The sequence below is a fragment of the Dietzia sp. UCD-THP genome, from assembly GCF_000349585.1.
GTDB lineage: Bacteria > Actinomycetota > Actinomycetes > Mycobacteriales > Mycobacteriaceae > Dietzia > Dietzia natronolimnaea_A.
The window spans coordinates 41,535-63,523 of the sequence record NZ_AOSR01000008.1 but is presented as its reverse complement, the minus strand read 5'-3'; the positions used below and the strand labels follow the sequence as shown (position 1 = coordinate 63,523).

26 protein-coding genes, 1 tRNA gene and 1 pseudogene are annotated in these 21,989 nt (G+C 68.2%); 22 read left to right on the top strand and 6 right to left on the bottom strand.

The genetic code is table 11. From position 1 onward, the window contains the following. Positions 1-22 precede the first annotated feature (22 nt). Positions 23-95: transfer RNA gene (locus H483_RS21600), tRNA-Thr, on the top strand. 19 nt (positions 96-114) lie between these two features. Here H483_RS21600 and H483_RS21595 read toward each other — a convergent pair. Next, the gene (locus tag H483_RS21595; protein WP_081615065.1) at positions 115-1,389 is read right to left on the bottom strand and encodes a site-specific integrase; all 1,275 of its coding nucleotides are present in this window, start codon (positions 1,387-1,389) and stop codon (positions 115-117) included. After that, positions 1,308-1,919 carry a helix-turn-helix domain-containing protein gene (locus H483_RS39060; RefSeq protein ID WP_017835320.1) on the bottom strand — a complete coding sequence of 204 codons (612 nt, stop codon included), beginning with the start codon at positions 1,917-1,919 and terminating at the stop codon, positions 1,308-1,310. The genes H483_RS21595 and H483_RS39060 overlap by 82 nt, the downstream gene beginning before the upstream one ends. Positions 1,920-2,028: 109 nt before the next feature. Here H483_RS39060 and H483_RS21590 point away from each other — a divergent pair, with 109 nt between their 5' ends. From H483_RS21590 to H483_RS21575, 4 genes are read left to right on the top strand one after another with little or no spacing between them, the layout of a single operon-like run. After that, positions 2,029-2,229, top strand: a complete 201-nt coding sequence (locus H483_RS21590; protein ID WP_017835319.1) for an AlpA family transcriptional regulator — start codon at positions 2,029-2,031, stop codon at positions 2,227-2,229. After that, positions 2,226-2,420 carry a hypothetical protein gene (locus H483_RS21585; protein WP_017835318.1) on the top strand — a complete coding sequence of 65 codons (195 nt, stop codon included), beginning with the start codon at positions 2,226-2,228 and terminating at the stop codon, positions 2,418-2,420. Before H483_RS21590 ends, H483_RS21585 begins: the two co-directional genes overlap by 4 nt. Beyond that, a complete protein-coding gene (locus H483_RS21580; protein WP_152427825.1) occupies positions 2,417-2,617 on the top strand; it encodes a hypothetical protein in 201 nt (66 codons plus the stop codon). Before H483_RS21585 ends, H483_RS21580 begins: the two co-directional genes overlap by 4 nt. Positions 2,618-2,662: 45 nt before the next feature. After that, complete coding sequence (locus H483_RS21575; protein WP_031264406.1) at positions 2,663-2,851, top strand: hypothetical protein; 189 nt, start codon at positions 2,663-2,665, stop codon at positions 2,849-2,851. Positions 2,852-3,096: 245 nt separating this feature from the next. On the opposite strand, the gene H483_RS21570 is transcribed toward H483_RS21575, so the two are convergent. Further along, positions 3,097-3,432: a hypothetical protein gene (locus H483_RS21570; RefSeq protein ID WP_017835315.1), complete on the bottom strand. Its 336-nt coding sequence runs from the start codon at positions 3,430-3,432 to the stop codon at positions 3,097-3,099. A 56-nt stretch (positions 3,433-3,488) separates the two neighbouring features. On the opposite strand from H483_RS21570, the gene H483_RS21565 reads away from it, so the two are divergent. From H483_RS21565 to H483_RS21530, 8 genes are all read left to right on the top strand, one after another. After that, positions 3,489-4,697, top strand: coding sequence for an AAA family ATPase (locus H483_RS21565; RefSeq protein WP_017835314.1), 1,209 nt, complete (start codon positions 3,489-3,491; stop codon positions 4,695-4,697). Then, the gene (locus H483_RS21560) at positions 4,694-4,987 is read left to right on the top strand and encodes a hypothetical protein (protein WP_017835313.1); all 294 of its coding nucleotides are present in this window, start codon (positions 4,694-4,696) and stop codon (positions 4,985-4,987) included. Before H483_RS21565 ends, H483_RS21560 begins: the two co-directional genes overlap by 4 nt. Further along, positions 4,984-5,469 (top strand): hypothetical protein, encoded by a 486-nt coding sequence (locus H483_RS21555; protein WP_017835312.1) that lies wholly within the window; start codon positions 4,984-4,986, stop codon positions 5,467-5,469. The genes H483_RS21560 and H483_RS21555 overlap by 4 nt, the downstream gene beginning before the upstream one ends. A gap of 153 nt (positions 5,470-5,622) precedes the next feature. Further along, entirely contained in the window at positions 5,623-6,495 is an 873-nt protein-coding gene (locus H483_RS21550; protein ID WP_031264405.1) for a phage major capsid protein, read from the top strand. After that, positions 6,492-6,965, top strand: coding sequence for a hypothetical protein (locus tag H483_RS21545; protein WP_017835310.1), 474 nt, complete (start codon positions 6,492-6,494; stop codon positions 6,963-6,965). Before H483_RS21550 ends, H483_RS21545 begins: the two co-directional genes overlap by 4 nt. Further along, the gene (locus H483_RS21540) at positions 6,952-8,424 is read left to right on the top strand and encodes a terminase large subunit domain-containing protein (RefSeq protein WP_017835309.1); all 1,473 of its coding nucleotides are present in this window, start codon (positions 6,952-6,954) and stop codon (positions 8,422-8,424) included. The genes H483_RS21545 and H483_RS21540 overlap by 14 nt, the downstream gene beginning before the upstream one ends. A gap of 377 nt (positions 8,425-8,801) precedes the next feature. After that, positions 8,802-9,209 (top strand): nuclear transport factor 2 family protein, encoded by a 408-nt coding sequence (locus H483_RS21535; RefSeq protein WP_017835308.1) that lies wholly within the window; start codon positions 8,802-8,804, stop codon positions 9,207-9,209. Positions 9,210-9,230: 21 nt separating this feature from the next. Continuing rightward, positions 9,231-9,620, top strand: coding sequence for a nuclear transport factor 2 family protein (locus H483_RS21530; RefSeq protein ID WP_017835307.1), 390 nt, complete (start codon positions 9,231-9,233; stop codon positions 9,618-9,620). Positions 9,621-9,665: 45 nt separating this feature from the next. On the opposite strand, the gene H483_RS21525 is transcribed toward H483_RS21530, so the two are convergent. Further along, the gene (locus tag H483_RS21525) at positions 9,666-10,094 is read right to left on the bottom strand and encodes an HIT family protein (RefSeq protein ID WP_017835306.1); all 429 of its coding nucleotides are present in this window, start codon (positions 10,092-10,094) and stop codon (positions 9,666-9,668) included. A 128-nt stretch (positions 10,095-10,222) separates the two neighbouring features. Between H483_RS21525 and H483_RS21520 the strand changes: the two genes are divergently transcribed. Both H483_RS21520 and purD read left to right on the top strand, forming a co-directional pair. After that, positions 10,223-10,927 (top strand): TetR/AcrR family transcriptional regulator, encoded by a 705-nt coding sequence (locus H483_RS21520; protein ID WP_017835305.1) that lies wholly within the window; start codon positions 10,223-10,225, stop codon positions 10,925-10,927. 50 nt (positions 10,928-10,977) lie between these two features. After that, positions 10,978-12,234: a phosphoribosylamine--glycine ligase gene (purD, locus tag H483_RS21515; protein ID WP_017835304.1), complete on the top strand. Its 1,257-nt coding sequence runs from the start codon at positions 10,978-10,980 to the stop codon at positions 12,232-12,234. 54 nt (positions 12,235-12,288) lie between these two features. Here the strand turns inward: purD and idi are convergent, their stop codons facing one another. Both idi and H483_RS21505 read right to left on the bottom strand, forming a co-directional pair. Then, positions 12,289-12,843, bottom strand: coding sequence for an isopentenyl-diphosphate Delta-isomerase (gene idi, locus H483_RS21510; RefSeq protein WP_017835303.1), 555 nt, complete (start codon positions 12,841-12,843; stop codon positions 12,289-12,291). A 44-nt stretch (positions 12,844-12,887) separates the two neighbouring features. After that, positions 12,888-14,027, bottom strand: a complete 1,140-nt coding sequence (locus H483_RS21505) for an acyl-CoA dehydrogenase family protein (RefSeq protein ID WP_017835302.1) — start codon at positions 14,025-14,027, stop codon at positions 12,888-12,890. Between the two features lie 157 nt (positions 14,028-14,184). On the opposite strand from H483_RS21505, the gene H483_RS21500 reads away from it, so the two are divergent. From H483_RS21500 to purB, 7 genes and pseudogenes are all read left to right on the top strand, one after another. Beyond that, positions 14,185-15,834 (top strand): AMP-binding protein, encoded by a 1,650-nt coding sequence (locus tag H483_RS21500; RefSeq protein WP_017835301.1) that lies wholly within the window; start codon positions 14,185-14,187, stop codon positions 15,832-15,834. 72 nt (positions 15,835-15,906) lie between these two features. Further along, positions 15,907-17,361 carry a family 43 glycosylhydrolase gene (locus tag H483_RS21495; protein WP_017835300.1) on the top strand — a complete coding sequence of 485 codons (1,455 nt, stop codon included), beginning with the start codon at positions 15,907-15,909 and terminating at the stop codon, positions 17,359-17,361. A gap of 91 nt (positions 17,362-17,452) precedes the next feature. Further along, a pseudogene (locus tag H483_RS40500) lies at positions 17,453-18,430 on the top strand (SLC13 family permease); the annotation flags it as partial. Positions 18,431-18,500: 70 nt separating this feature from the next. Beyond that, on the top strand, positions 18,501-19,121 hold the full coding sequence (locus H483_RS40495; RefSeq protein WP_371204007.1) for an SLC13 family permease: 621 nt from the start codon (positions 18,501-18,503) through the stop codon (positions 19,119-19,121). A 22-nt stretch (positions 19,122-19,143) separates the two neighbouring features. After that, positions 19,144-20,337: an aminotransferase class I/II-fold pyridoxal phosphate-dependent enzyme gene (locus H483_RS21485; RefSeq protein ID WP_017835299.1), complete on the top strand. Its 1,194-nt coding sequence runs from the start codon at positions 19,144-19,146 to the stop codon at positions 20,335-20,337. Between the two features lie 9 nt (positions 20,338-20,346). Next, a complete protein-coding gene (locus H483_RS39490) occupies positions 20,347-20,490 on the top strand; it encodes a hypothetical protein (protein WP_017835298.1) in 144 nt (47 codons plus the stop codon). Between the two features lie 22 nt (positions 20,491-20,512). Beyond that, a complete protein-coding gene (purB, locus tag H483_RS21480) occupies positions 20,513-21,970 on the top strand; it encodes an adenylosuccinate lyase (protein ID WP_017835297.1) in 1,458 nt (485 codons plus the stop codon). Positions 21,971-21,989: the final 19 nt, after the last annotated feature.

Sequence of the window (21,989 nt, the reverse complement as noted above, 5' to 3'; positions counted from 1 at the left end):
ACCCCGGCTGAGCCGGGTCCGTGCTGGAGTGGCGCAATTGGTAGCGCACCCGACTTGTAATCGGGCGGTTGCGAGTTCAAGTCTCGTCTCCAGCTCAACTACCTGCGGTGATCGTCAGGCTGCGGTGGACTTGACCCTTGCTCCACCCTTTAACCCCCCCGAATGGGGAGCGAGAACTGCCAGGGCGTTGCGGTTGTCGATGATCTTGTGGCGGGTGTCGATGTAGAACCGCTCGGTGACGCGGTTGACACTGTGGCCGAGTTGGTCGGCAGCAGCGTCCGTCCCGTTGGCTTCAGCGACGACGGTGGCGGTTGTCTTGCGCAGCACGTGCGGTGTAACCCACCCCAGGGCCTCGCTACGGGCCTGCCGGAGTTGCCTGCGGACATTGTTGGGGGAGCGGACCCCGCCTCGCGCAGAGGGGAATACAAGCCCGTCATCGGCGGGAAGATCACGCTCTAGTTGACGGCGTAGTGCGTCGACGACGAAGGCGGGTAGTGCGAGCATCCGCCGGCCGCTTGCGGTCTTGGTGTGGTCCTGCCGGAAGGTCTTGCCCCCGGCCATGACAACGGTGCCGGACACGAGGAGGGTGGGCACGTCAGCGTCGAGGTCGATGTCGCCCCACTTGAGTGCGAGTGCTTCACCGATGCGGATGCCGGTACCGATGAGCACTTCCATCAGTTCGGCGAGGTCGTCACCGCGTGGCGGTCCCATCCTGTTGGCACCGGACCAGTCGGCGATGCTGTCCCGAAGTTGTGCGAGTTCCTCCACTGTCATGGCCCGAACTTCCCGAGCATCTGACACACGCTTGGAGGTGTCCCTCATCGGGTTGAGGGGGATGGCGTCACGACGCGCAGCAAGGGACAACATGCCGGTGAGGATGATCCGCGCCCACCGTGCGTTAGCGTCCGAGGGGATCGCACCAAGGAACCTGTCAACTTTCCCGACAGTGACCTCACGGACACGTAGCCCGCCGAGGCCGGGGACGATGATCTTGTCGATGACCCGCTGATACTTCTCCAGTGACTGCGGTGCAATCTTCGTCGTCGTCGGGTATTCGGTGATCCACACCTGAGCCACGACTGCGAGCGTGGTGTCAGGGGTGATGTCCTCATCGCCGTCACGGTGGAGGCGGTCCCGTACTGCGTCGCGTAGCCGACGTTCGGCCCCGCCCTTGCTGTTGGCGAATCGTTCGACGCGCCGCGTAACTCCGTCGTGGTCGCGGTACTTTGCGCGTGCCCTCCAGGTGCCTGGCGTGGTCTCCAGGGTGGTGATGCTGCCGTAGGTGCCGACTGCGAGCGGTGGCCGGCTCACAGGTACCGCCTCCAGTCTTCGCTGACCTCGCCACCTAAGTCCTCCACCTGTGATTCGAGGTGGCGGACTAGTTGCCATGCCCGCATTTCCCGTACTGCGAGCCGCTCGAACTTCTCCATGTCGTCAGTGTCGCCCTCGTCGCTGATCTCACTTCGGGCCTCCAGCCATGCCCAGCGGGCCGATTCGAGCCGACGGGAAAGTCCTGCGACCCTCGCCAATGAGCTGAGGCGCCCAATCTCCTCGAAGGCTTCTTCGTCCTCCCAGTCTCCACCGCCGGTAATGGGTGCGGGTGTCCTGTCTCCGATGAACCAATGTTCGGCGACGGACGCGGACGTGTGCCAGTTCGGCAACGCCCAGGTCTCTCGGTCTGGGACGCCGGGGAACAGGAGGAGCGTGGGCGGCACCTCCAAGGCGCGAGCGATGATTAGGAGTTCGGGAACGGAGATCGACTTCCGCTTCCCCGCTTCAATCTCCCAGATGGCCGTCTTGCTAATTGCGTGCCCGAGTTCCTTGGTCCTGTCGGCGAGCCACTGCCCTGACCGTTGGCCTCGTTGTCGCTTGATCTCGCCGGCGATTCGTTGTGTCACGTCCGCATCCCAATCCGTCATGTCGAACAATTTTGCCGTAGTTGCTTGGCAAACCCGGTAACGACAGGCTAGATTCGGAATTCCAATCATGCAAGGTATGCATGGACGGAATCCCGGAAAGGTTGGAACAGTGAAGACCGAAGAGATCGACGCCCTGGGCGTCTCGTGTGACCTGCGAACCGCTGCCCGTGCCCTCGGCGTAAGCAAAAGCACCGCCTACGCCCTCGCGCAGAAGGGGGAGTTCCCCACGCGGGTGGTAAAGATCGGATCGCGCTACGTGGTGCCGACCGCCGACCTTCGCGCGCTCCTCGGACTCGGGAACGCGGCATGAGCGCCCGTGAGGACATCGACAGGGTGTGCCGTCGGGAGTCGAGTGCCGCGATGCTGGTTCACGATCAGGCGCACGCATACGTGGCAGGGGACATCCTGCCAGAGGAACTGTTGACGGCCGCGTTGATCTATGCGGAGCGCCGACTGGAGCGGGAGCGCCTTCAGGACCAGTTGTGGGGCGGATTGTCGTGAGTTGGCATTCGACGGACGGCATCGCTCTGGAGGTCTACAAGCGGCACGGCCTGCCTCATGGTGTGTGCCGGCGGTTGGTGGAACTTGAGTTCCGCAAGCTTCAGGACTCGGGGGCGGCGGTGGTCCGGTCGCATCTGCTGGAGAGGGATCGTGCGGCGTTTCTCGCTGCGATTGCCGAGGCGGTGTCGGAGGTGTGATTCCGGCTGCGACTCGGACCCTCCCGCATGCTCCACGATGGGCGCATGACTTCCTCAAAGGCGCGGCGGGAGCCGCTGGGCGTGGCGTCGGCCTACGCGAAACGTTCACCCCGATGGATTCGACAGCGACTCGTTGACGGACGCCTCACTGCGTTCAAGTCCGGACACGATGACCGCCTGGTCTTGATCGACCTCGACGAGCTGGACGAGCTTCTGCGTGTTCGTCCGGCCTGAGTTTTGGAGGTGCGTTACGGCACTCTCACGAGCCCTACAGAAAAGGGCAACGCCCCCGCAGGCTGGCAGGCCATGTGCGAGGGCGTCGAAACCGATTGTGCGTCCGATTCTACACGCAGGACGCGGGAATGAAAGACCGAGATATGACACTCGATCACCCAACATGCTTCCTGGCGGGTCTCCTCGCGCCGGGGGTGACCCCGAAGGTGGCTCTCGATGGGATCGGCAATGTTTGCGCCCGTGATCTACCCGACACGGTAGATGGACTCATCCTCGAAGCCATTCGTGACGCAGCCGCTAACGGCCTCGCCGGCGGCGCGTGCGTTCTCTCTCAGCTCCAGGACGACGGACACCTCGCCCGCGACATCGACCGCAGGATCGGGGACCGGCTCGCCGCACTCATCACCACCCCCGCAGAACCACTCCAGGTGCGGCACCATGCACAGCGCATCTTGGAAGCCGCTGAAGTGCGTGTCGTCCAGTCGTGGGCTACCGACGCACTGGAGCGTGGGCACCTTCTGTCCCATGACGAACTGCGAGACCTCGAACGTGAACTGTGGCGGCGACTCCGAGATGTGCATGAACGGCTGGACTCCACGCGCGGCACCGTGCGCCCGGACCTGAAGGCGGTGTCGGCATGACGGACAATCCCGAGGGCATCAACCCTCTGAAGTTCATCAAGTCCGGAAAGTGGCTCGACGAGAGAGTCTTCCCGCCCCTGGCGTACGCGGTCCCCGGCATGATCCCCGAAGGATTCGGACTTCTCACAGGCCCGCCGAAGGTCGGCAAGTCCTACGCAGTCGGTGGCCTTGGCCTTGCTCTGGCAACAGGCGGCAAGGCGTTCGGAGCGATCCCCGTTGGCATCCCACGGCCCGTTCTCTACCTCGCCTTGGAGGACGGCGATAGGCGGCTACAGGCCCGGTCCCGACATCTTCTCGAAGGCAAGCCGATCCCCGAGATGATCGACTTCGTAACTGAGGTTCCTCCGTTGTTGGTGTTTGAAGTGATCGACGCCTGGATGGGACAGCACGGGCACGAGAAGCCGCTTGTCATCCTCGACACTCTGGGCCGAGTGATGCCGCCCTCGATGCCGGGGGAGAGCGACTATCAGCGTGACTACCGCATCGGCGTGAAGCTGAAGAAGTACACCGACCGGAATCCCGGATCGACGCTTCTCGTGGTTCATCACACTCGCAAGCAGGCCGGCGAAGATTGGATGGACTCCACGAGCGGAACTAACGGCCTCAATGGCGCGGCGGACTTCACGATGAACTTGTCACGCAAGCGCAATGAGGCCAGCGGAATGATTCGTATCACCGGGCGCGACATCAAAGAGGGCGAGTACAAAGTCACCGTCGAAAACGGCTTCTGGGCACTCGATGGGGACAGTCTCGAAAAGGCCGCTGAAGCCGCCGCTGAAGCGAAGATAACACAGCCCCTAGGCGAGACCTCACAAACCATTCTGGACTTCGTTAATGCGCAACCTGGCCCCGTTTCCGCTGCCGACGTTGCCAACGGCACCGGCGTCAAGGATGCGCGTACGTACCTGAGTCGGCTTTACGAGTCCGAGCGGATCGCCCGACCGAAACGCGGCACGTATGCCCGTCTGACACTGGGTGTTGCAAGTGATGCAAGTGTTGCAACGCAGGGTGGCGGTCTTCTCGATGCAACAGTTGCGACGGTTGCAACACCTCTTGACGCGGATGGGTTCAACGCCACCTTGCCCCGGCATGACGACGAACCCCGATGCCCCACCCACCCGCAAGAAGTCCTGGGGGCGAGGACAGGCAAGTGCCTTGCATGCGTCACCGAGAACGCCTCCCGAATCCAGGGGGAAGCCGCGTGACCGACCCCAAGCTCCCGCGGGTGACGCTCCGGGAGGCTCGCGCGTCCAAGACCGCTGAACTGGTGGACCAGCTCATCGATGCCCCCACGGTGACCGCCGCCAGCAAAATCCGGAAACTCGACCGTCACCAGCTCGAACTCTGCCTGATGCACGTAGTTTGCAGCCTCGACGCGCGTTGGCGCATCCCAGCCCGCGCGACCCCACCACCTGCCGTCGAAGCACTCATCGCCGTGATCCTCGCAGCCGGCGACGCCCTCGAATCCCTCAACCAGCCCCAGGAGGACCAGTGACCGACACCCCCACCCCCGCGAACATGCCCACAACGGCCCCCACGACGCCCGTGGACGATTCCGGATACGTTGAGCTGCCCGAACGTACCCGAGCCGAAATCAAGTCCCTGAGAAGTGAAGCCGCCCGCTACCGGACAAGGCTCCGGGAGGCCGAAGCCGAGCTAGATTCCCTGAAGCAAGACCTCTCGTCTTTCCGCAGCAAGCAGGCACTCGACAGTGTCGCGGATCTTCTTGACGACCCGGAGGACCTGGGGCGGCACCTGGACCTGACCACCCTCGTGGACGACACCGGCACCGCCGACCCCGACAAGTACCGGGCGGCGGCTGAACAACTCGTCGCAGACCGCCCCCGCCTCGCACCGGCACCTACCCCGCCCCCGTCGTCGGGCACCGCTCCCGAGGCGACAGCTACCGCGACGTGGCACACACCCGACGCCGATCCCGGCCAAATCATGTCGTCGCTCATGCGCGGCGACGTGTGACTGGGACCCGCGCCATTAGCGGATAATTGGGGTTCATCCGAGGGGTTGATCCCCAAAAGGTGACATTCGGCGTAGACGCCATTCACCCGCATAGCCCGAGGCATACGGGTCCTCTCGCTTCACTCATTCTTTCCATTGCGAAGGTGATTCCCCATGGCAACTTCTGCCCTTGGTACCCCTGAAATTACTCAGGAAACCGTCGATCAGCTCATCACGGTTCCGCTCCAGAAGGCGTCCGTGTTCCTCAACGCCGGCGTCCGCATCATCGACACCAACGGCGGCAACCCCGTCCGAGTGCCGATGCTCACGTCCATGACCGCCCCGTCGTGGCACGGCGAAAACGAGCAGATCGACGAGGTTGATCCCACGTTCGACGAGATCGTTCTTCTGCCCCACTCCATGAAATCCGTTAAGACGCTGACCAGGTACTCGAATGAGCTTGCCCGCCAGGCCGTCGTCCCGGTCGGTTCCGCGCTCCAGCAACGCATCGTTGCCGACGTGGCCGGCAAGCTCGACGACGCATTCATCGCGGGCGCGGTGTCGCCTGACCGGACCACCCCGACCGGACTCCTGAACTACTCCGGTGTTCAGAAGATCGACGCCGTGGGCGAGATTGGCCTTGATGCCCTCCACGACGCCGAAGCCCTCGCCCTCGGAGCCGAGGTCGACCCTTCCTCACTGAAGTGGCTTATGCACAGTCGTGACTTCGTGGCTATCCGCAAGCTCAAGGACACCAACGGCCGGTACCAGGTCCAGCCCGATCCGACCGAGGCGGGCGCGTACCGGCTGCTCGGGCACCCGGTGCTTGTCACCAACCGTGTCCCCGTCGTCGACGGCGCATCCTCGATTGTCCTGTGGGACCCGAGCAAGGTGGCCGTCGCGCGTGACCTCAACCCCACGGTTACGGTCCTGGACCAACTCTATGGGGATTACGACCAGCAGGCCGTCCGCGTGGTGGCACGCTACGACGCGGCACCCCTCAACCCCGAGGCCGTCGTGCTTCTGAACGGTGTCACCCAGCCGTGACCACCAGCAGCGGCGAGCAGGGCCGGGGCAGCCACGATGCTGTCCCGGCCCGCCCGTCGTGGCAGCGGCCACCGTTCGAGAAGGGCAACACCCTGTCACGGACACACGGCGCATGGTCCGACCGGGCGGTGTCACCAGTCGCCGAACGCTACCTCGTCACCGCAGTCGAATCGGTCGACTACCTGCAAGACCCGTCATACCTGCCGGCCCTGTCCGCGTGGGCGCGAACCGAAGCCCGCATCGAACTACTCGAAGCGTGGCTCGACGAACACGGCATGGTCGACGACGAGACCGGCCAAGTGCGCGGAGCCGCAAACCTTCTCGCACGCTTCGAGGCACAAGCCGCCAAACAGCGCGAACGCCTCGGAATGGACCCCCTCTCCCGCGCGAAAATCCGGCAAATGACCGCCTCCACGCAGGTCGACCTCGCTCAACTCATGGCCCAGGCGGTGCAGCATGACCAGGATTGACGGCGCAACACTCCGGGCGGCAGCCACCGACATCGACGTCTTCGCCCGCGAACTCGTCCACGCCCCCCTGTGGCCCCACCAACTCGACCTCGCCAAGTCCCCGGCCCGCATCCGCACCGTCTGCTCCGGCCGGCAGGCAGGCAAATCCCACACCCTCGCCATGCTCGCCCTTCACACCGCGTTCGCCCAACCCGGAGCACGCATCCTCATCCTCTCCGCCGGCGAAGAAGCCGCCAAAGGGCTACTACGGCAGATCGCGGACCTCGCTTCCGCCCCGTTGCTGCGAGGCTCCACCGTTGATGAAAACCGTTCCCGAATAACACTCTCCACCGGCTCCGAAGTCGTGTGTGTCCCCGCCTCCACCCGCCAAGTCCGAGGCCGCTCCGTCGACCTACTCATCCTCGACGAAGCCAACTTCATGGCCGACGAACTGTGGACCGCAGCAAGCTTCACCGTCCTCGCCCGCCCCGGCAGCCGCGTCGTCATGGCCTCAAGCCCCTGGACCCGCGACCACTTCTTCCGCTCCACCTGGCTCAAAGGCCAAACACACACCGCCGAGTTCGCCGCGTTCCACTGGCCATCACACGCCTCCCCCCTCGTCGACGCCGCCCTGCTCGAATCATTCGCAGCCACGATGACGGATCGGGACTACACCCGCGAAGTGTTGGCCGAGTGGGTTGACGACATCGGAGTGTTCTTCACCGCCGACGAAATCAACCAAGCCGTCGCCGACTACCAACTCACCCCACCCGAAAAGGCGCGCGGACAAGTAGCAGCCGCCGGCCTCGACTGGGGCGCACAAGTCGACGCCCACGCCCTCGTCCTCGTCTCAATCCTCGACGACGAAGAACTCAACAGAGGCAAACACGGCGACGAACTCGTCTACTACCTGCCGTGGCTCGAATCCCACTACAAAACCCCGTACAGCGTGTTCATCGACCGCATCGTCCACGTCGCATCCCGCTACCACCTGCCCGCCATCGTGAGCGAAACCAACGGCGTCGGACAGTTCCCAACCGAACTACTCACCCGCCGACTCTGGACCGAACGCCCAGGCGGACACACCAGCGGCGTCGTCCCCATCGCCACCACCGCACGCCGCAAGATGTCAGGCTTCAACAAGATCAAGACACTGCTCCAGTCCGGCAGGCTCGTCCTCCCACGAGAACCCGAACTGTTGAAGCAACTCTCGTCGCTCGAATACGAACTGAAAGACAGCGGCAACACCCGCATCGCCGTACCCGAACGCCTCGGACACGACGACCTAGCCATGGCACTCATGCAGGCCATCAGCACCACCACCGACTACCGAATGTGGCGACCCGACCGGCCCCGCCCCAACACAAGCCCGGTCCTACAAACCCCCGCAGGAACACGAATCCACCAACAACCTGCGGCACTCAACTTCCCCACAATGCTCAGCAGCACAGTAGGGAAGCAGGCAGGAGACGGCTGGTAACCGAACCCTGACTGAAGCTCGGTGCCTCTCTGGCGATAGCCGCCGAGCACACAACCCCCGATGCGTCTGTGTGGCGTGTCGGGGGTTGCTGCGTTCTGTCGAATCCCCGCGCGAGTCCCACCCTTTTACCACCCTGGAACATCGGTGGAACGGGGGAGTGGACTGGGAACGGTCGGAACAAGGGGAGGGCTTTACGCAGGTCTAACGGAATCTTCGGAGCCACCCCGGAACTGTCTAGAGTCGACGATTACAACGGGCGGTTGCGAGTTCAAGTCTCGTCTCCAGCTCTCACCTCGCCCAGCGGAGCGCGGCGAGGGTGCCCCACGTTCGTAGGACGTTGGTTCAGGTTTCTCAGGCTTCTGGGTAGGGTGTGACTCGTGTGCAGCGAGAGCGAGGGCTCCCGAACCGGGATCGTGGATCCCGAACGGCGTGTCGCGGAAGCGTGGATGCGCGCGGTCGCGGCATGTGACGAGGCCGCCGCACTGAAGCTCTCCGCCCCGACGATCCTCTACACCAACGGCGGGCACCTCAGTCGTTACGAGGGGCACGACGGCATCCGCGACATGATCGAGGACGTCGCGCGCCTGGCCGGGTTCATCCATGTGACCGTCCAGTCGGTGGTGGCGGAACCCGGGACCGTCGCCCTCCGGCGACTCGAGACCTACACCCTGCCCCAGGGGGGAGTGGAGATCCCGGCACTGGCCTTCGTCGATGTCGAGGAAGGGCTGGTCACGCGCTGGGAGGACTACAAGGACCTGCGCACGCTGAACGCGATCACGGAGTAGACGGTGAACGGAGGCGGTCCGATGGGCCAGGATGGGCGCCGCGACGACCCCGCCGTCGTGGCCAGGGCCCTCGTCGAGTCCAGGTTCCGTGGGGATGTGACCACCGCGACCTCGCTCTGCGCGCCCGACATCGTGATGCGGATCGAGGGGTCCTATGAGGCGCACGGCCGCGAGGGACTGGCGAACCTCATCGAGTTCAACCATGAGGTCGCCACCAACGTCCGTGTCGAGATCCACCGGATCATGGTCTCGGGTGACACCGTCGCGATGAGCAGAACCATGTTCCTCGACGTCGACGGGCAGGCCATCGAACTCGGCGCGGGCGCGTTCTTGACGGTGCGCGACGGCCTGGTCCGGGAATGGATCGACTACCTGGACATGAGCGAGTTGGCGCGCGCGCTCGGGCACTGACCTCGGGCACTGACCTCGGGCACTGACCTTGCCCGCCTGGCCCGGTCAGTCCGAAGGCACGAACTCCCCGTGGCCGAGGTCCCGCAGCACGCGACGGATCGTGGCGGCCGCCGCGTCCGAGACCTCTGCAGGGGTGTCGGGGTCCGCCCGCGACAGGTCGAAGACGGACATGTCCTCGGCGGGGAAGACGTGGATGTGGGTGTGCGGTACCTCGAACCCCGCGATGAGGTACCCGGCTCGCGACGCCCCGAAACCCTCCACGACCGCCTTGCCGACCGCCTGGGCGACCTCGTTGAGTCGCGCCAGAAGTCGGGGTTCCAGGTCGGTCCACCTGTCGATCTCCTCCCTCGGGACGATGAGGGTGTGACCGGCCGCGACGGGCGCGATGGTGAGGAACGCCACCACCTCGGGGTCCTCCCAGACGAACCTTCCGGGCAGTTCGCCGGAGATAATCTTGCTGAATACGGACGACATGTTCTCAGCGTACGTATCAGGGGCGGCTGCTTGCGGTTCTCGTAGGGCTTCTCGTGGTGTAATGGCGGGTAGGCCACCCGGTGAACGAGCGGCGCAGGGTCCTCGGAGGATGGCGGAGGGACGGGCAGATGATCGAGGTATCGGCACGGACTGCGGACGACGCCGTGAAGAAGAAGTCCTACCACCACGGTGACCTGCGTAACGCCATCATCAACGAGGCCATCTCGCGTGCGCGGTCGTCGGGGGAGAAGGCGATCGTGTTGAGGGAGATCGCCCCGGTCATCGGCGTGTCGGCCACCGCCGCCTACCGCCACTTCACCAACAGGCAGCAGTTGGTCGAGGAGGTCTCCTCCCGCGGGTTCGACGCGCTGGGTGAGTGTGTGAGTCTGCCCGGGGTCGGCGGCGCGGACTCCGCCCCGGGGCTCGCCGCCTACGTGGATCTGCGCAATGCGGGGATCGCGGTCGTGCAGTTCGCAGTCGCGGAGCCCGCCTGGGCGCGGTTGATGGTGGAGACCGTGGGAGGGTCGCCGGGCGTCGCACTCGCCGCGGCAGAGGTCCTCGCCGTCATGCAGGCGATCGTCGATCGTGGGATCGCGGCCGGGACCTTCCGGCCGGGAACCCAGGTCAGCGACCATCAGGTGCTCTGGGCCGGTATCGGCGGCCTCTGTACGCATGCGATGTTCGGACTCGCGCCGATGGGGTCCCCGGATGCGGACCACGCGACGGCCCGCACGCTCGACCTCTGTATGACGGACATGCTCACCCCGGAGGGACTCGCCCTTCGCGAGCAGGCCGAGTTGCCGGACGGGATCGCGACCGAACTCCCCGGGTAACCGCAGTACCGGGGCCACGTCGGAGCGGGGCCGCGACTAGTGTGGGCGCTGTGCGAATTCTCGTGATCGGTTCCGGTGCCCGTGAGCACGCCCTGCTCGTCGCCCTCGCCGCGGATCCCGCGGTGACGGAGCTCCACGCCGCGCCGGGCAACCCCGGCATGGTTCAGGCCACGTGCCACGACACCGCGGTGACGGATCCCGCGGCCGTCACCGCGCTGGCCCGCCGGCTCGAGGTGGACCTGGTCGTGATCGGCCCGGAGGTCCCGCTGGTGGCGGGGGTGGGCGACGCCCTGCGCTCAGCCGGCGTCCCGGTGTTCGGCCCGTCGTCCGACGCCGCCCGGATCGAGGGTTCCAAGGCGTTCGCCAAGGACGTCATGGCCGCGGCGGGGGTCCGCACGGCGCGCGCCGAGGTCGTCGACTCGCCCGCCGACCTGGACGAGGCGCTCGACCGGTTCGGCCCCACCTGGGTGGTCAAGGACGACGGCCTCGCGGCCGGCAAGGGGGTCGTGGTCACGCCCGACCGCGCCGCCGCGCACGCCCACGCGCTCGCCTGCCTGGACGGCGGGCACCCGGTTCTGCTCGAGTCCTTCCTCGACGGCCCCGAGGTGTCGCTGTTCTGTCTCGTGGACGGCGAGACGGTGGTCCCGCTCCTCCCCGCTCAGGATCACAAGCGTGTCGGGGAGGGGGACCGCGGACCCAACACCGGCGGGATGGGCGCCTACACCCCCCTGCCGTGGCTGCCGCAGGGGATGGTCGACCGGATCGTCTCCGAGGTGTGTGAGCCGGTCGCCCGCGAGATGGTCGCACGGGGATGCGGCTTCTCCGGTCTCTTGTACGCGGGTCTGGCGATCACCACGTCCGGCCCCGAGGTCGTGGAGTTCAACTGCCGTTTCGGTGATCCCGAGACGCAGGCGGTCCTGGCGCTACTGGAGTCGCCCCTCGGGCAGGCCCTCCACGCGGTGGCCACCGGCCGTCTCGCCGAGCTGCCTCCGCTGGTGTGGCGCGACGGCGCCGCCGTGACCGTCGTGCTGGCCGCGGAGAACTACCCGTCCTCGCCACGCCGGGGGGACGTGATCGAGGGCGCCGAGCAGCCGGGGGTCTTCCACGCCGGGACGGCCCGGGACGAGAACGGGCGACTGGTCTCGGCCGGGGGGCGGGTCCTGTCGGTCGTCGGGACCGGTCCCGACCTCGCCGCCGCGCGCGCGGAGGCCTACCGGATCCTCGACGGGGTCGAGCTGGGCGGCGGTCACTTCCGTCGCGACATCGGCCTGGCGGCCGAGGAGGGACACATCAGTATCCCGGGCTGACCGCGGCAGCCCGCCGGGCTGACGGCCGATCCGCCGTGCTGAACGCGTCCGTCCTCAACGAGCGTAGAGGGCCATGCGCGGCGCCTGTGCCACCAGCCAGGGGCTGAACGCGAACGGCGTCGCGTCGATGGCCTTGCGTACGTCCTCGGGCCGGGCCCAGTGGTGGGCGCACACCTCGTCCGCCCGCGGGGCCAGGTCGGCGCGGATGCGGGCGGTGAACACGGGGCAGATCTCGTTCTCCACGATCCCGGAGTCGTCCACCGCCCGGTACCGGAAGTCCGGCAACGCCGGCTCGATCCCGTCCACGCGCGTCCCGAGTTCCTGTTCCGCCCGTCGTACTATCGCCTCGGCGGGGTCCTCGCCCGGTGCGGGGTGACCACAGAACGAGTTGGTCCACACGCCCGGCCAGGCGCGCTTGTGCAGCGCGCGACGGGTGAGCAGGACGCGGCCCTCCTCGTCGACCACGTGGCACGAGAACGCCAGATGCAGCGGGGTGTCGGTGGTGTGGACGGTGGCCTTGTCCGCGGTGCCGACGGGCTGGCCGTCCTCCGAGAGGAGGACCACGTACTCGGTGCCCGCGGGAGCGGAGGCGTCGGGGAGGGAGGACATGCCGCCAACCTTAGGCGCTCCGGGCCGGACGGGCCGCCGGGGACTCAGACGGCGAGGTCGCGGGCGATCACCAGTCGCTGGATCTGGTTGGTGCCCTCGAAGATCTGGGTGATCTTGGCCTCGCGCATGTACCGCTCCACGGGGAACTCCCGGGTGTAGCCGACGCCGCCGAGCACCTGGACCGCGTCCGTCGTGACCTTCATCGCCGCGTCCGTGGCGGTGAGCTTGGCGATCGAGGCCTGGCGGGAGTAGGGACGGCCGGCGTCCTTGCGTCGGGCGGCGTCGAGGTACGTGGCGCGGGCGGAGGTCACGGCCGCGGCCATGTCCGCCAGCAGGAAGCCCAGGCCCTGGTGGCCGATGATGGTCTTGCCGAACGCCTCGCGCTCATTGGCGTAGGCGACCGCGTCGTCGAGTGCCCGCTGCGCGATGCCGGTGGCCACCGCGGCGATCCCGAGCCGGCCCGAGTCCAGGGCGGAGAACGCGATGCGCAGTCCGTCGCCCTCGGCGCCCAGGAGACGGGCGGCGTCGACCCGGGCGCCCTCGTAGGCGGCGGTGGTGGTGGGGACGCCGTTCAGGCCCATCTTGTCCTCGGGCTTCCCGAACGTCAGGTTCTCGGTGTCGCGGGGGACCAGGAGACACGAGATGCCGCGGGACCCCTCGCCGGTGCGGACGAAGGTGTTGTACACGTCCGCGATCCCACCGTGCGTGATCCAGGACTTGGTGCCGGTGACCACGAACTCGTCACCCTCGCGCTCGGCGCGGCACCGCAGCGCCGCCGCGTCCGACCCGGCCTGTGGCTCCGAGAGCGAATACGCGCCGATCTGCTCGCCGGCGAGCATCCCGGGCAGCCACTCGGCCTTCTGCTCGTCGGAGCCGGCGGTGGCCAGGGGGAAGCAGGACAGACCGTGCACGCTCGTCGCGACGGCGACAGCCGCCCACCGGGCACCGAGCTCCTCCAGCACCTGCAGGTACACCTCGTACGGCTGGTCGCCGCCGCCGAACTCCTCCGGATAGGGCAGCCCCAGCAGGCCCACCTCGCCGAGTTGCGCGAAGAGCCCCTCGGGATAGGTGTGGTTCCGCTCGTGCTCGGCCGCGATCGGCTCGAGCAGCTTGTCCGCGACTGAGCGGGTCATCTCGAGGAGTTCGTACGCCTCGTCGCTGGGGAGCAGTCTGTCGACGGCCATGGGGGTCCCTCCGGGTGGCTGCGGAAATGGTCGGCTGGTCTCGCTGGGGCTGTTCTCATTAGAGTGCACGGCGTCCGTGCGGTCGTACCAGCCCCGAAAGCGGGGGTGCCCGTCGGTGGGTGGTGTGCGGCGGGCCTCTGCAGCAGTATCTGCAGACATGTCTGCAGATACGACCGAGACCACGCCGCCCACCGGTACGCCCCTGTCCCCGGACGAGCTCCTGGCGATCTACGACGTCCCCGGTGCGAGTGCGGCGGAGTTCCTGTGCGACCGCCACGACCCCGACGCCGTGGCGTTCACGGTGATCGGCGCGGACCTGTCCGGTCGGGACATCACCTACGGTGAGCTGAGGTCGAGGAGCGAGAAGGTGGCCGCCGCCCTGGCGGCTCTCGGTGTGGGCGAGGGGGACCGGGTCGCCACGCTCGTGGCCAAGTCCGCGGACCTGGTGTTCACGCTCATGGGGATCTGGCGCCTGGGCGCGGTGCACATGCCGCTGTTCACCGCGTTCGCCTGGCCCGCGATCGAGATGCGGATCGTCGGCGGTGACGCCCGGGTGATCGTGTCCGACGCCGACCAGCGGGGGAAGCTCGAGAGCACATCCGTCCCGGTGGTCGTGGCCGGGCTGGCGGACTGCCCCGGTGCCCGGGAGGGAGACCTCGATCTCGACACGATCGTCGGCGACCAGGAGCCTGGTCGCGGCGCCGCGGTCACCGGCCCGGACGCCGGGATGGTGATGCTCTTCACCTCGGGCACCACCGGCACCCCCAAGGGGGTCGTCGTCCCCGTCCGCGCGCTCGCCGCGTTCCACCAGTACATCGAGACCGGTCTGGACGTGCGCGCCGACGACGTGTTCTGGAACGGTGCCGATCCGGGCTGGGCGTACGGCCTCTACTACGGCATCCTCGGTCCGCTGGCGGTGGGCCGCCGCAGCCTGCTCCTCCACGCCCGCTACACCCCGGAGTTGGCGTTCGCCGTCCTGCAGTACTACGGGGTCACCAACTTCGCGGCGGCGCCGACGGTCTACCGGACGATGCGCGCCAAGCGCGACATCGCGCCGGACGTGAGGCTCCGCCGTGCCTCCGCCGCCGGTGAGCCGCTCACCCCGGAGGTGATCGAGTGGTCGATCGAGCAGTTCGGTGTCGAGGTCCGGGACCAGTACGGCCAGACCGAGCACGGGATGTTCATCATCAACCCCTGGCACGACTCGCTGCGCGAGGACGTCCGTCCCGGGTCCATGGGAGTGCCGCTTCCCGGGTGGGGGTGCACCGTGCTCGCGGCCGACTCCGACGAGACCGCGCCGGTGGGGGAGCTCGGCCGCGTCGCGATCGACGTCCCCGCCAGCCCGCTCATGTGGTTCACGGGGTACCACGACGCGCCCGAGAAGACGGCCGAGCGGTTCAGCGCGGACGGCCGCTGGTACTACACGGGCGACGCGGCCAAGCTCGACGCCGACGGTCATTTCTACTTCTCCAGCCGCGACGACGACGTGATCATCATGTCCGGCTACCGGATCGGCCCGTTCGACGTGGAGTCCGTCCTGGCCAAGCACCCGGACGTGCTGGAGTCGGCGATCATCGGCGTCCCCGACGAACTGGCCGGTGAGGTACTCGAGGCGTACGTCGTGCTGCGCGAGGGTGTCGAGGGCGACGACGACACGGTGGCGGACCTGCAGAAGTGGGTCAAGACGGAGTTCGCCGCCCACGCCTTCCCTCGGAAGGTCCACTTCGTCCGCGAGCTGCCCAAGACGCCGTCGGGCAAGATCCAGCGCTTCCTGCTGCGCAAGGAACGCCGGGCGAGTCAGGGATAGTAGGCGAACGACGCCCGGGACCGAAGTGACATACCGTCACATGAAAGTGAATTCCGGGTCTATCATCGGCCGATGAGAATCTCGCGCGGTGCCCGCGCCCTCGGGGCCGCAGCTCTGGCCGTCGTCATCCCCGTCGTCTCCGCGACCGCGGCGGTCCCCGCCGGCGCCAACCCGGTGATCTCGTCGATCGCGCCGGATCCGTCCGTCCAGAGGGGAGCGGACGGGGCGTTCCACGTCTACGCGTCCTCCGACGACTGGTCGGACGGCGCCGGCTACCGGCTCGTCCCGCACTTCCGTTCCTTCGACCTGGTCGAGTGGGAGTACGTGGGGGACGCCTTCGGCTCCCGTCCGGCGTGGGCGCCCCAGGGTTCGTTCCTCTGGGCCCCGGACGTCCACGTGACCGACACCGGTGCCGTCATGTACTACACCACCGGAGGCCCGGCCCCCTGTATCGGCATGGCCACCGCGCCGGGGATCGAGGGCCCGTGGACCCACGGTTCGGCGCCGATCGTCTGCTTCGGTGCCGACGCCCCCTACCAGGACCTGGACCCCATGGACCCCGAGGTCGTGTTCACCGACGACGGGCCCGTCATGTTCATGGGCAACTTCGAGGGGATCCACGCGGTACCGATGAACCCCGCGGGCACCGCGCTCGTCGGGGACCCCGTCCTGGTGGCGGGCACGGGGGTGGAGGCGCCCGCCGTGCTCACCAGAGAGGGCAGGACCCACCTGTTCACCAGCGCGGGATTGTGCTGCGACGGCGAGCAGTCGCAGTACCGGGTTCTGGGCGGCCGCGCCGACAGCGTGATGGGGCCGTACACCGACCGGCAGCAGCGTCCGCTGGTGCAGGGGCCGGGCGCGCCGCTGCCCGGGGATGTGATCCTCAAGGGTGACGCCGACTGGGTGGGACCGGGTCACGTCGACGTGACCACCGACGACGCGGGGCAGGACTGGATGCTCTATCACGCCGCCCCCCGCGGCAGCGCCGTGCTCCCCAACGGGGTGCAGCGACGGTACATGATGCTCGACCGCCTGGACTGGGTCGGCGGGTGGCCCGTGGTCGGGGACGGCACCCCGTCCTCGACCCGGTCCGCCGACCCCGTCGTCACCCTGCCCGTACGGCTCACTGCGGTCGGTGGAGCGGTGCTGCGGCCGGACCGGGACGGACAGGTGCTCGACGCCTCGGTCCGGATGGACTCGACGGGGTCCGCCTACTCCGGCGACCTGCGCGCCGCACTCACCGGACCCGACAAGCGCCGGCTCGAGCTGCCCGTGCTCATCGACGGGCAACCCCGGCCGTCCGTCCCCCTGGCCGTCGGCGCGGGTGCGACCGTGACCCGAGCGCTGACCTTCCGCCCCGCGGCACCACCGGTGCCGGGGCGGTACGAGCTCGTCGTGTCCGTGGGCGACGCCGGCGGGCCGGCTCGCGAGCTGGCCGTGTTCGGCCTCGAGGTGGCCCCCGACGGGTCGCTTTCGATGGGCTCGGGGGCGCTCGGTTCGGCGCCGCTGGGATCGCTCGGGCAGTGATCTGCTGACCCCGACCGAGATCGCGTTTACGGTGTGTGCACGACATCCCGGGGGGCCGCTCCGGGACGCGTGACGCGCGAGGGAGAAGGCGATGGCAACCGGCGACCGTGATCGACCGAGGGGCCGGAAGATGGTCATGGCCCCGCACCTGAGCGGCCTGGACCCGGACCCGGCCCGCGGCGCGGAGATCGAGCAGAAGTCGCCCGGTGAGCGCGACGGCGCCGTGCCCCGCGGCGAGTTCGTCCGCAGTGTGATCGGAACCGTCGCCGGGGTCGCGGCCGCGGTGCTGGTCTACACGGTCATGCCGGGGGACCTGGAGCACAACGCGCGACTGACCGCTGCCGTGGCGGTGCTGCTGGGGATCTGGTGGATGACCGAGTGCATCCCCATCCCCGCCACGGCGCTGGTGCCGCTCATCGCGTTCCCGGTGCTGGGTCAGGACATCTCGGTCGACGACGTCGGCGCCCAGTACGGCAACAACATCATCTTCCTGTTCATGGGCGGATTCCTCATCGCGATCGCCATGCAGAGGTGGAACCTGCACCGACGGATCGCCCTGCTGACGGTCCGGGCGATGGGCACCCGCTCGACACGGGTCATCGCCGGGTTCATGATCGCGACCGGCTTCCTGAGCATGTGGGTGTCCAACACCGCCACGGCCGTGATGATGCTGCCGATCGGCGTCTCCGTCCTCATGCTCGCCTCCGAACTGGGCGGGAACGGGTCCGGAGGGCAGGAGGACGACCCCGAGGGGTCGATGCCCCGGATGGACTCCTCGTCGGACCCGACGTCCGACGAGGTCAAGAAGGCCGTCATCCGGTCGAACTTCGGGACCGCCCTCATGTTGGGCATCGCCTACGCCGCGTCGATCGGATCGCTGGCGACGATCATCGGAACCCCGCCCAACACCCTGCTCGCCGGCTACCTCGAGAGCGAGCACGGCATCATCCTGGGTTTCGGCCGGTGGATGATGGTGGGTCTCCCACTGTCGATCGTGATGCTCCTGGTCGCCTGGTTCCTGCTCACCAAGGTGCTGTTCAAGCCGGAGGTGGAGCGGATCCCCGGGGGGGCGGCAACTGTTCGACGACGAGCTGCGCAGCCTCGGCTCCATCTCGTCGGGCGAGAAACGCGTCCTGGCCGTGTTCGTCGCCGCCGCCGTCGCGTGGATGACCGTGCCGTTGGTGTGGGAGGATCCGCCCGTCTCCGACGCGGGGATCGCGTTGATCGCCGGACTCGTGCTGTTCCTGCTCCCCGCCGGCACCGCGCGTGGCGTTCGCCTGTTGACGTGGGAGGCCGCGCTCGCCCTGCCCTGGGGGGTGCTCCTGCTCTTCGGCGGCGGGCTGGCGCTGTCGGCCCAGTTCTCCGGGTCCGGGCTCACCGACTGGATCGGTGAGAAGTCCGCCGCCCTCGGTGGCCTGCCGGTCGTCCTGCTGGTCGTCGTCGCCGCCGGCGGGGTCCTCATCCTGACCGAACTGACCAGCAACACCGCGACCGCCGCGAGGTTCCTGCCGGTCGCGGGTGGGGTGGCGCTGGGTCTCGGGCTCGACCCGATGCTGCTGGCGGTCCCGGTCGCCCTGGCCGCCACCTGCGCGTTCATGCTGCCGGTGGCGACCCCGCCCAACGCCATCGCGTACGGATCCGGATACGTGACGATCGGCCAGATGATCCGCGGCGGGTTGTGGCTCAACCTCGTGGGGATCGTGCTCATCACGCTCGTCACCATGACCCTGTTGGTGTGGGTGTTCGGACTGACCTCCTGACGGGGGCGATAGCGTCGGGGGCATGAGCGTCGCGCGTACCCCCTCTCTCAGGTCGGCCGTCGAGCCGTTCCACGTCATGAGTGTCCTGGCCGCGGCGGCGCGGCGTCAGGAGACCCACGGCGACGTGATCACCCTGTGTGCCGGGCAGCCCTCGACCCCGGCGCCCGGGCCGGTGCTGGAGGCCGCACGGCGCGCGGTGGACGGCGAGATCCTCGGCTACACCGAGGCGATCGGAATCCGACCGCTCCGGGAGGCGATCGCGGACCACCACCGGCGGGTGGACGGTGTCGAGGTGACCGCCGACGACGTCGTCGTCACCACCGGGTCGTCCGGCGGATTCACGGTGCTCTTCCTGGCCGCGTTCGATCCCGGGGACACCGTCGTCATGGCCCGCCCCGGGTACCCCGCCTACCGCAACACCCTCCAGGCCCTGGGCTGCCTTGTCCACGAGATCGCCTGCGGCCCCGGGACCCGGTACCAACCCACGGTCGCGCAGCTCGAGGCGGTCACGGCGGAGCTGGGCCACCCGCCCGCCGGCCTCATCGTGGCCAGTCCCGCCAACCCGACCGGGACGATCATCGACGCCGCCGAACTCGCCGCCCTCGCGCGCTGGTGCGAGGCCAACGGCACGTTGCTGGTCAGCGACGAGATCTACCACGGTGTCACCTACGGCCGGGAGTGCGCGAGCGCGTGGCGGACCAGCCGTGAGTCCGTGGTGATGGGCTCGGTGTCCAAGTACTTCTCCATGACCGGGTGGCGGATCGGGTGGATGCTGCTGCCGCGGTACCTGCGCGCGCCCGTGGACCGGCTCATCGGCAACCTCACCATCTGCCCGCCGGCGCACGCCCAGTTCGCCGCCGTCGCCGCGTTCACCGAGGCCTCGGCCGCCGAGCTCGACTCCCACGTGGAGCGATACGCCCGGAACCGCGAGCTCGTACTCCGCCGGCTCGCCGGTCTCGGAGTGGGGGAGACCGCACCTCCCGACGGCGCCTTCTACGCCTACTTCGACGTCTCGCAGTGGACCGACGACTCGGTGGCGTGGTGCGCCGAGATCCTCGAGCGCACGGGGGTCGCGCTGACACCCGGCGTCGACTTCGACACCGTCGACGGTCGGCACACGGTGCGCCTGAGCTTCGCCGGGGACACCGCCGAGATCGCCGAGGCGATGGACCGGCTGGAGGCCGTACTGGACCCGCGGCAGCGGCCCACGGGTTAACGTCGGCGCATGGGTTCCGCCGAGATCATCACCACCATCGTCTACATCACCCGCCCGTGGCTGTTGCTCCAGGCGCCGCTGACGGTGGATCAGGTCTACCTCAACGCCCGTGAGATCCTCGCCGGGTCCACCGGTGGCTCGATGATCTCCTGAGTCCCCTGCGATACTGGGGGGCGTGACCGCCCAGAACGCCGTACCCGCCCGGAACAGCCCGCCCCGCATCTCCAATGTCCTGGCCTCCCGCTACGCCAGCGACGAGCTGGCGACCCTGTGGTCCGCCGAGCACAAGATCGTGCTCGAGCGTCAGCTGTGGATCGCCGTCCTCCGTGCCCAGCGCGAGCTGGGGATCGAGGTCCCCGAGGGCGTGATCGAGGCCTACGAGGCCGTGCTCGACCGCGTGGACCTCGCCTCGATCGCCGAGCGCGAGCGGGTGACCCGGCACGACGTCAAGGCGAGGATCGAGGAGTTCAACGCCCTCGCCGGGCACGAGCACATCCACAAGGGCATGACGAGCCGGGACCTCACCGAGAACGTCGAGCAGCTCCAGGTCATCCGCTCCCTGGAGCTGATCCGGGACCGCGGGGTGGCGGCGGCCCGCCGGCTGGCCGAGCACGCCGTGGCGCAGCGCGACCAGGTCATGGCCGGCCGCAGCCACAACGTCGCCGCCCAGGCCACCACCCTGGGCAAGCGCTTCGCCTCCGCAGCCGATGAGCTGCTCCTGGCGCTCGAGCGGGTCGAATCGTTGATGGAGCGGTACCCCCTGCGCGGCATCAAGGGCCCGATGGGCACCGCACAGGACATGCTCGACCTCCTGGGTGGCGACGCCGGGAAGATGTCGGAGCTCGAGAGCCGGATCGCCGAGCACCTGGGCTTCTCCCGGACCCTCGACTCGGTCGGCCAGGTGTACCCGCGGTCCCTCGACCACGAGGTCGTCTCCGCGCTGGTCCAGTTGGGCGCCGGCCCGTCCTCGCTGGCCCACACGATCCGGCTGATGGCCGGACACGAGCTGGTCACCGAGGGTTTCCAGCCCGGCCAGGTCGGGTCGTCGGCGATGCCGCACAAGATGAACACCCGGTCCTGCGAGCGGGTCAACGGGCTCCAGGTGGTCCTCCGCGGGTACGGCTCCATGGCCGCCGAGCTCGCCGGCGCGCAGTGGAACGAGGGCGACGTCTTCTGCTCGGTGGTGCGTCGTGTCGCTCTGCCGGATGCGTTCTTCGCGCTGGACGGCATGTTCGAGACGTTCCTGACCGTGCTCGACGAGTTCGGGGCGTACCCGGCCGTGATCGACAAGGAGCTCCAGCGCTACCTGCCGTTCCTCGCCACCACCAAGGTCCTCATGGCGGCCGTCCGGGCCGGGGTCGGCCGAGAGGTCGCGCACGAGGCGATCAAGGAGAACGCGGTGGCGGTGGCGTTGGCGATGCGGGAAGAGGGCCGCGAGCCCGACCTCGTCGACCGGCTCGCCGCCGACGACCGGCTGCCGCTGGACCGCGCGGCGCTCGAGGGGGCACTGGCCGATCGCGCCGCGTTCATCGGTGCCGCCGGTGATCAGGTCGACGCCGTGGCCGCGCGCGTCGAGGCGCTGGTGGCCCGCAACCCGGAGGCGGCCGGATACACACCCGGATCGATCCTCTGACACACCTGCGGCCGGCCGA

Bases quoted from the DNA above. Each gene is read 5' to 3' on its own strand.
- H483_RS21595 (WP_081615065.1), bottom strand. From the start codon at position 1,389: ATGGCAACTAGTCCGCCACCTCGAATCACAGGTGGAGGACTTAGGTGG.
- H483_RS21575 (WP_031264406.1), top strand. From the start codon at position 2,663: ATGACTTCCTCAAAGGCGCGGCGGGAGCCGCTGGGCGTGGCGTCGGCC.
- idi (WP_017835303.1), bottom strand. From the start codon at position 12,843: ATGTCCTCCCTCCCCGACGCCTCCGCTCCCGCGGGCACCGAGTACGTG.
- H483_RS21500 (WP_017835301.1), top strand. From the start codon at position 14,185: ATGTCTGCAGATACGACCGAGACCACGCCGCCCACCGGTACGCCCCTG.
- H483_RS21505 (WP_017835302.1), bottom strand. From the start codon at position 14,027: ATGGCCGTCGACAGACTGCTCCCCAGCGACGAGGCGTACGAACTCCTC.
- H483_RS21485 (WP_017835299.1), top strand. From the start codon at position 19,144: ATGAGCGTCGCGCGTACCCCCTCTCTCAGGTCGGCCGTCGAGCCGTTC.
- H483_RS21530 (WP_017835307.1), top strand. From the start codon at position 9,231: ATGGGCCAGGATGGGCGCCGCGACGACCCCGCCGTCGTGGCCAGGGCC.
- H483_RS21540 (WP_017835309.1), top strand. From the start codon at position 6,952: ATGACCAGGATTGACGGCGCAACACTCCGGGCGGCAGCCACCGACATC.
- H483_RS39490 (WP_017835298.1), top strand. From the start codon at position 20,347: ATGGGTTCCGCCGAGATCATCACCACCATCGTCTACATCACCCGCCCG.
- H483_RS21565 (WP_017835314.1), top strand. From the start codon at position 3,489: ATGACGGACAATCCCGAGGGCATCAACCCTCTGAAGTTCATCAAGTCC.
- H483_RS21585 (WP_017835318.1), top strand. From the start codon at position 2,226: ATGAGCGCCCGTGAGGACATCGACAGGGTGTGCCGTCGGGAGTCGAGT.
- H483_RS39060 (WP_017835320.1), bottom strand. From the start codon at position 1,919: ATGACGGATTGGGATGCGGACGTGACACAACGAATCGCCGGCGAGATC.
- H483_RS21550 (WP_031264405.1), top strand. From the start codon at position 5,623: ATGGCAACTTCTGCCCTTGGTACCCCTGAAATTACTCAGGAAACCGTC.
- H483_RS21520 (WP_017835305.1), top strand. From the start codon at position 10,223: ATGATCGAGGTATCGGCACGGACTGCGGACGACGCCGTGAAGAAGAAG.
- H483_RS21525 (WP_017835306.1), bottom strand. From the start codon at position 10,094: ATGTCGTCCGTATTCAGCAAGATTATCTCCGGCGAACTGCCCGGAAGG.
- H483_RS21570 (WP_017835315.1), bottom strand. From the start codon at position 3,432: ATGCACATCTCGGAGTCGCCGCCACAGTTCACGTTCGAGGTCTCGCAG.
- H483_RS21495 (WP_017835300.1), top strand. From the start codon at position 15,907: ATGAGAATCTCGCGCGGTGCCCGCGCCCTCGGGGCCGCAGCTCTGGCC.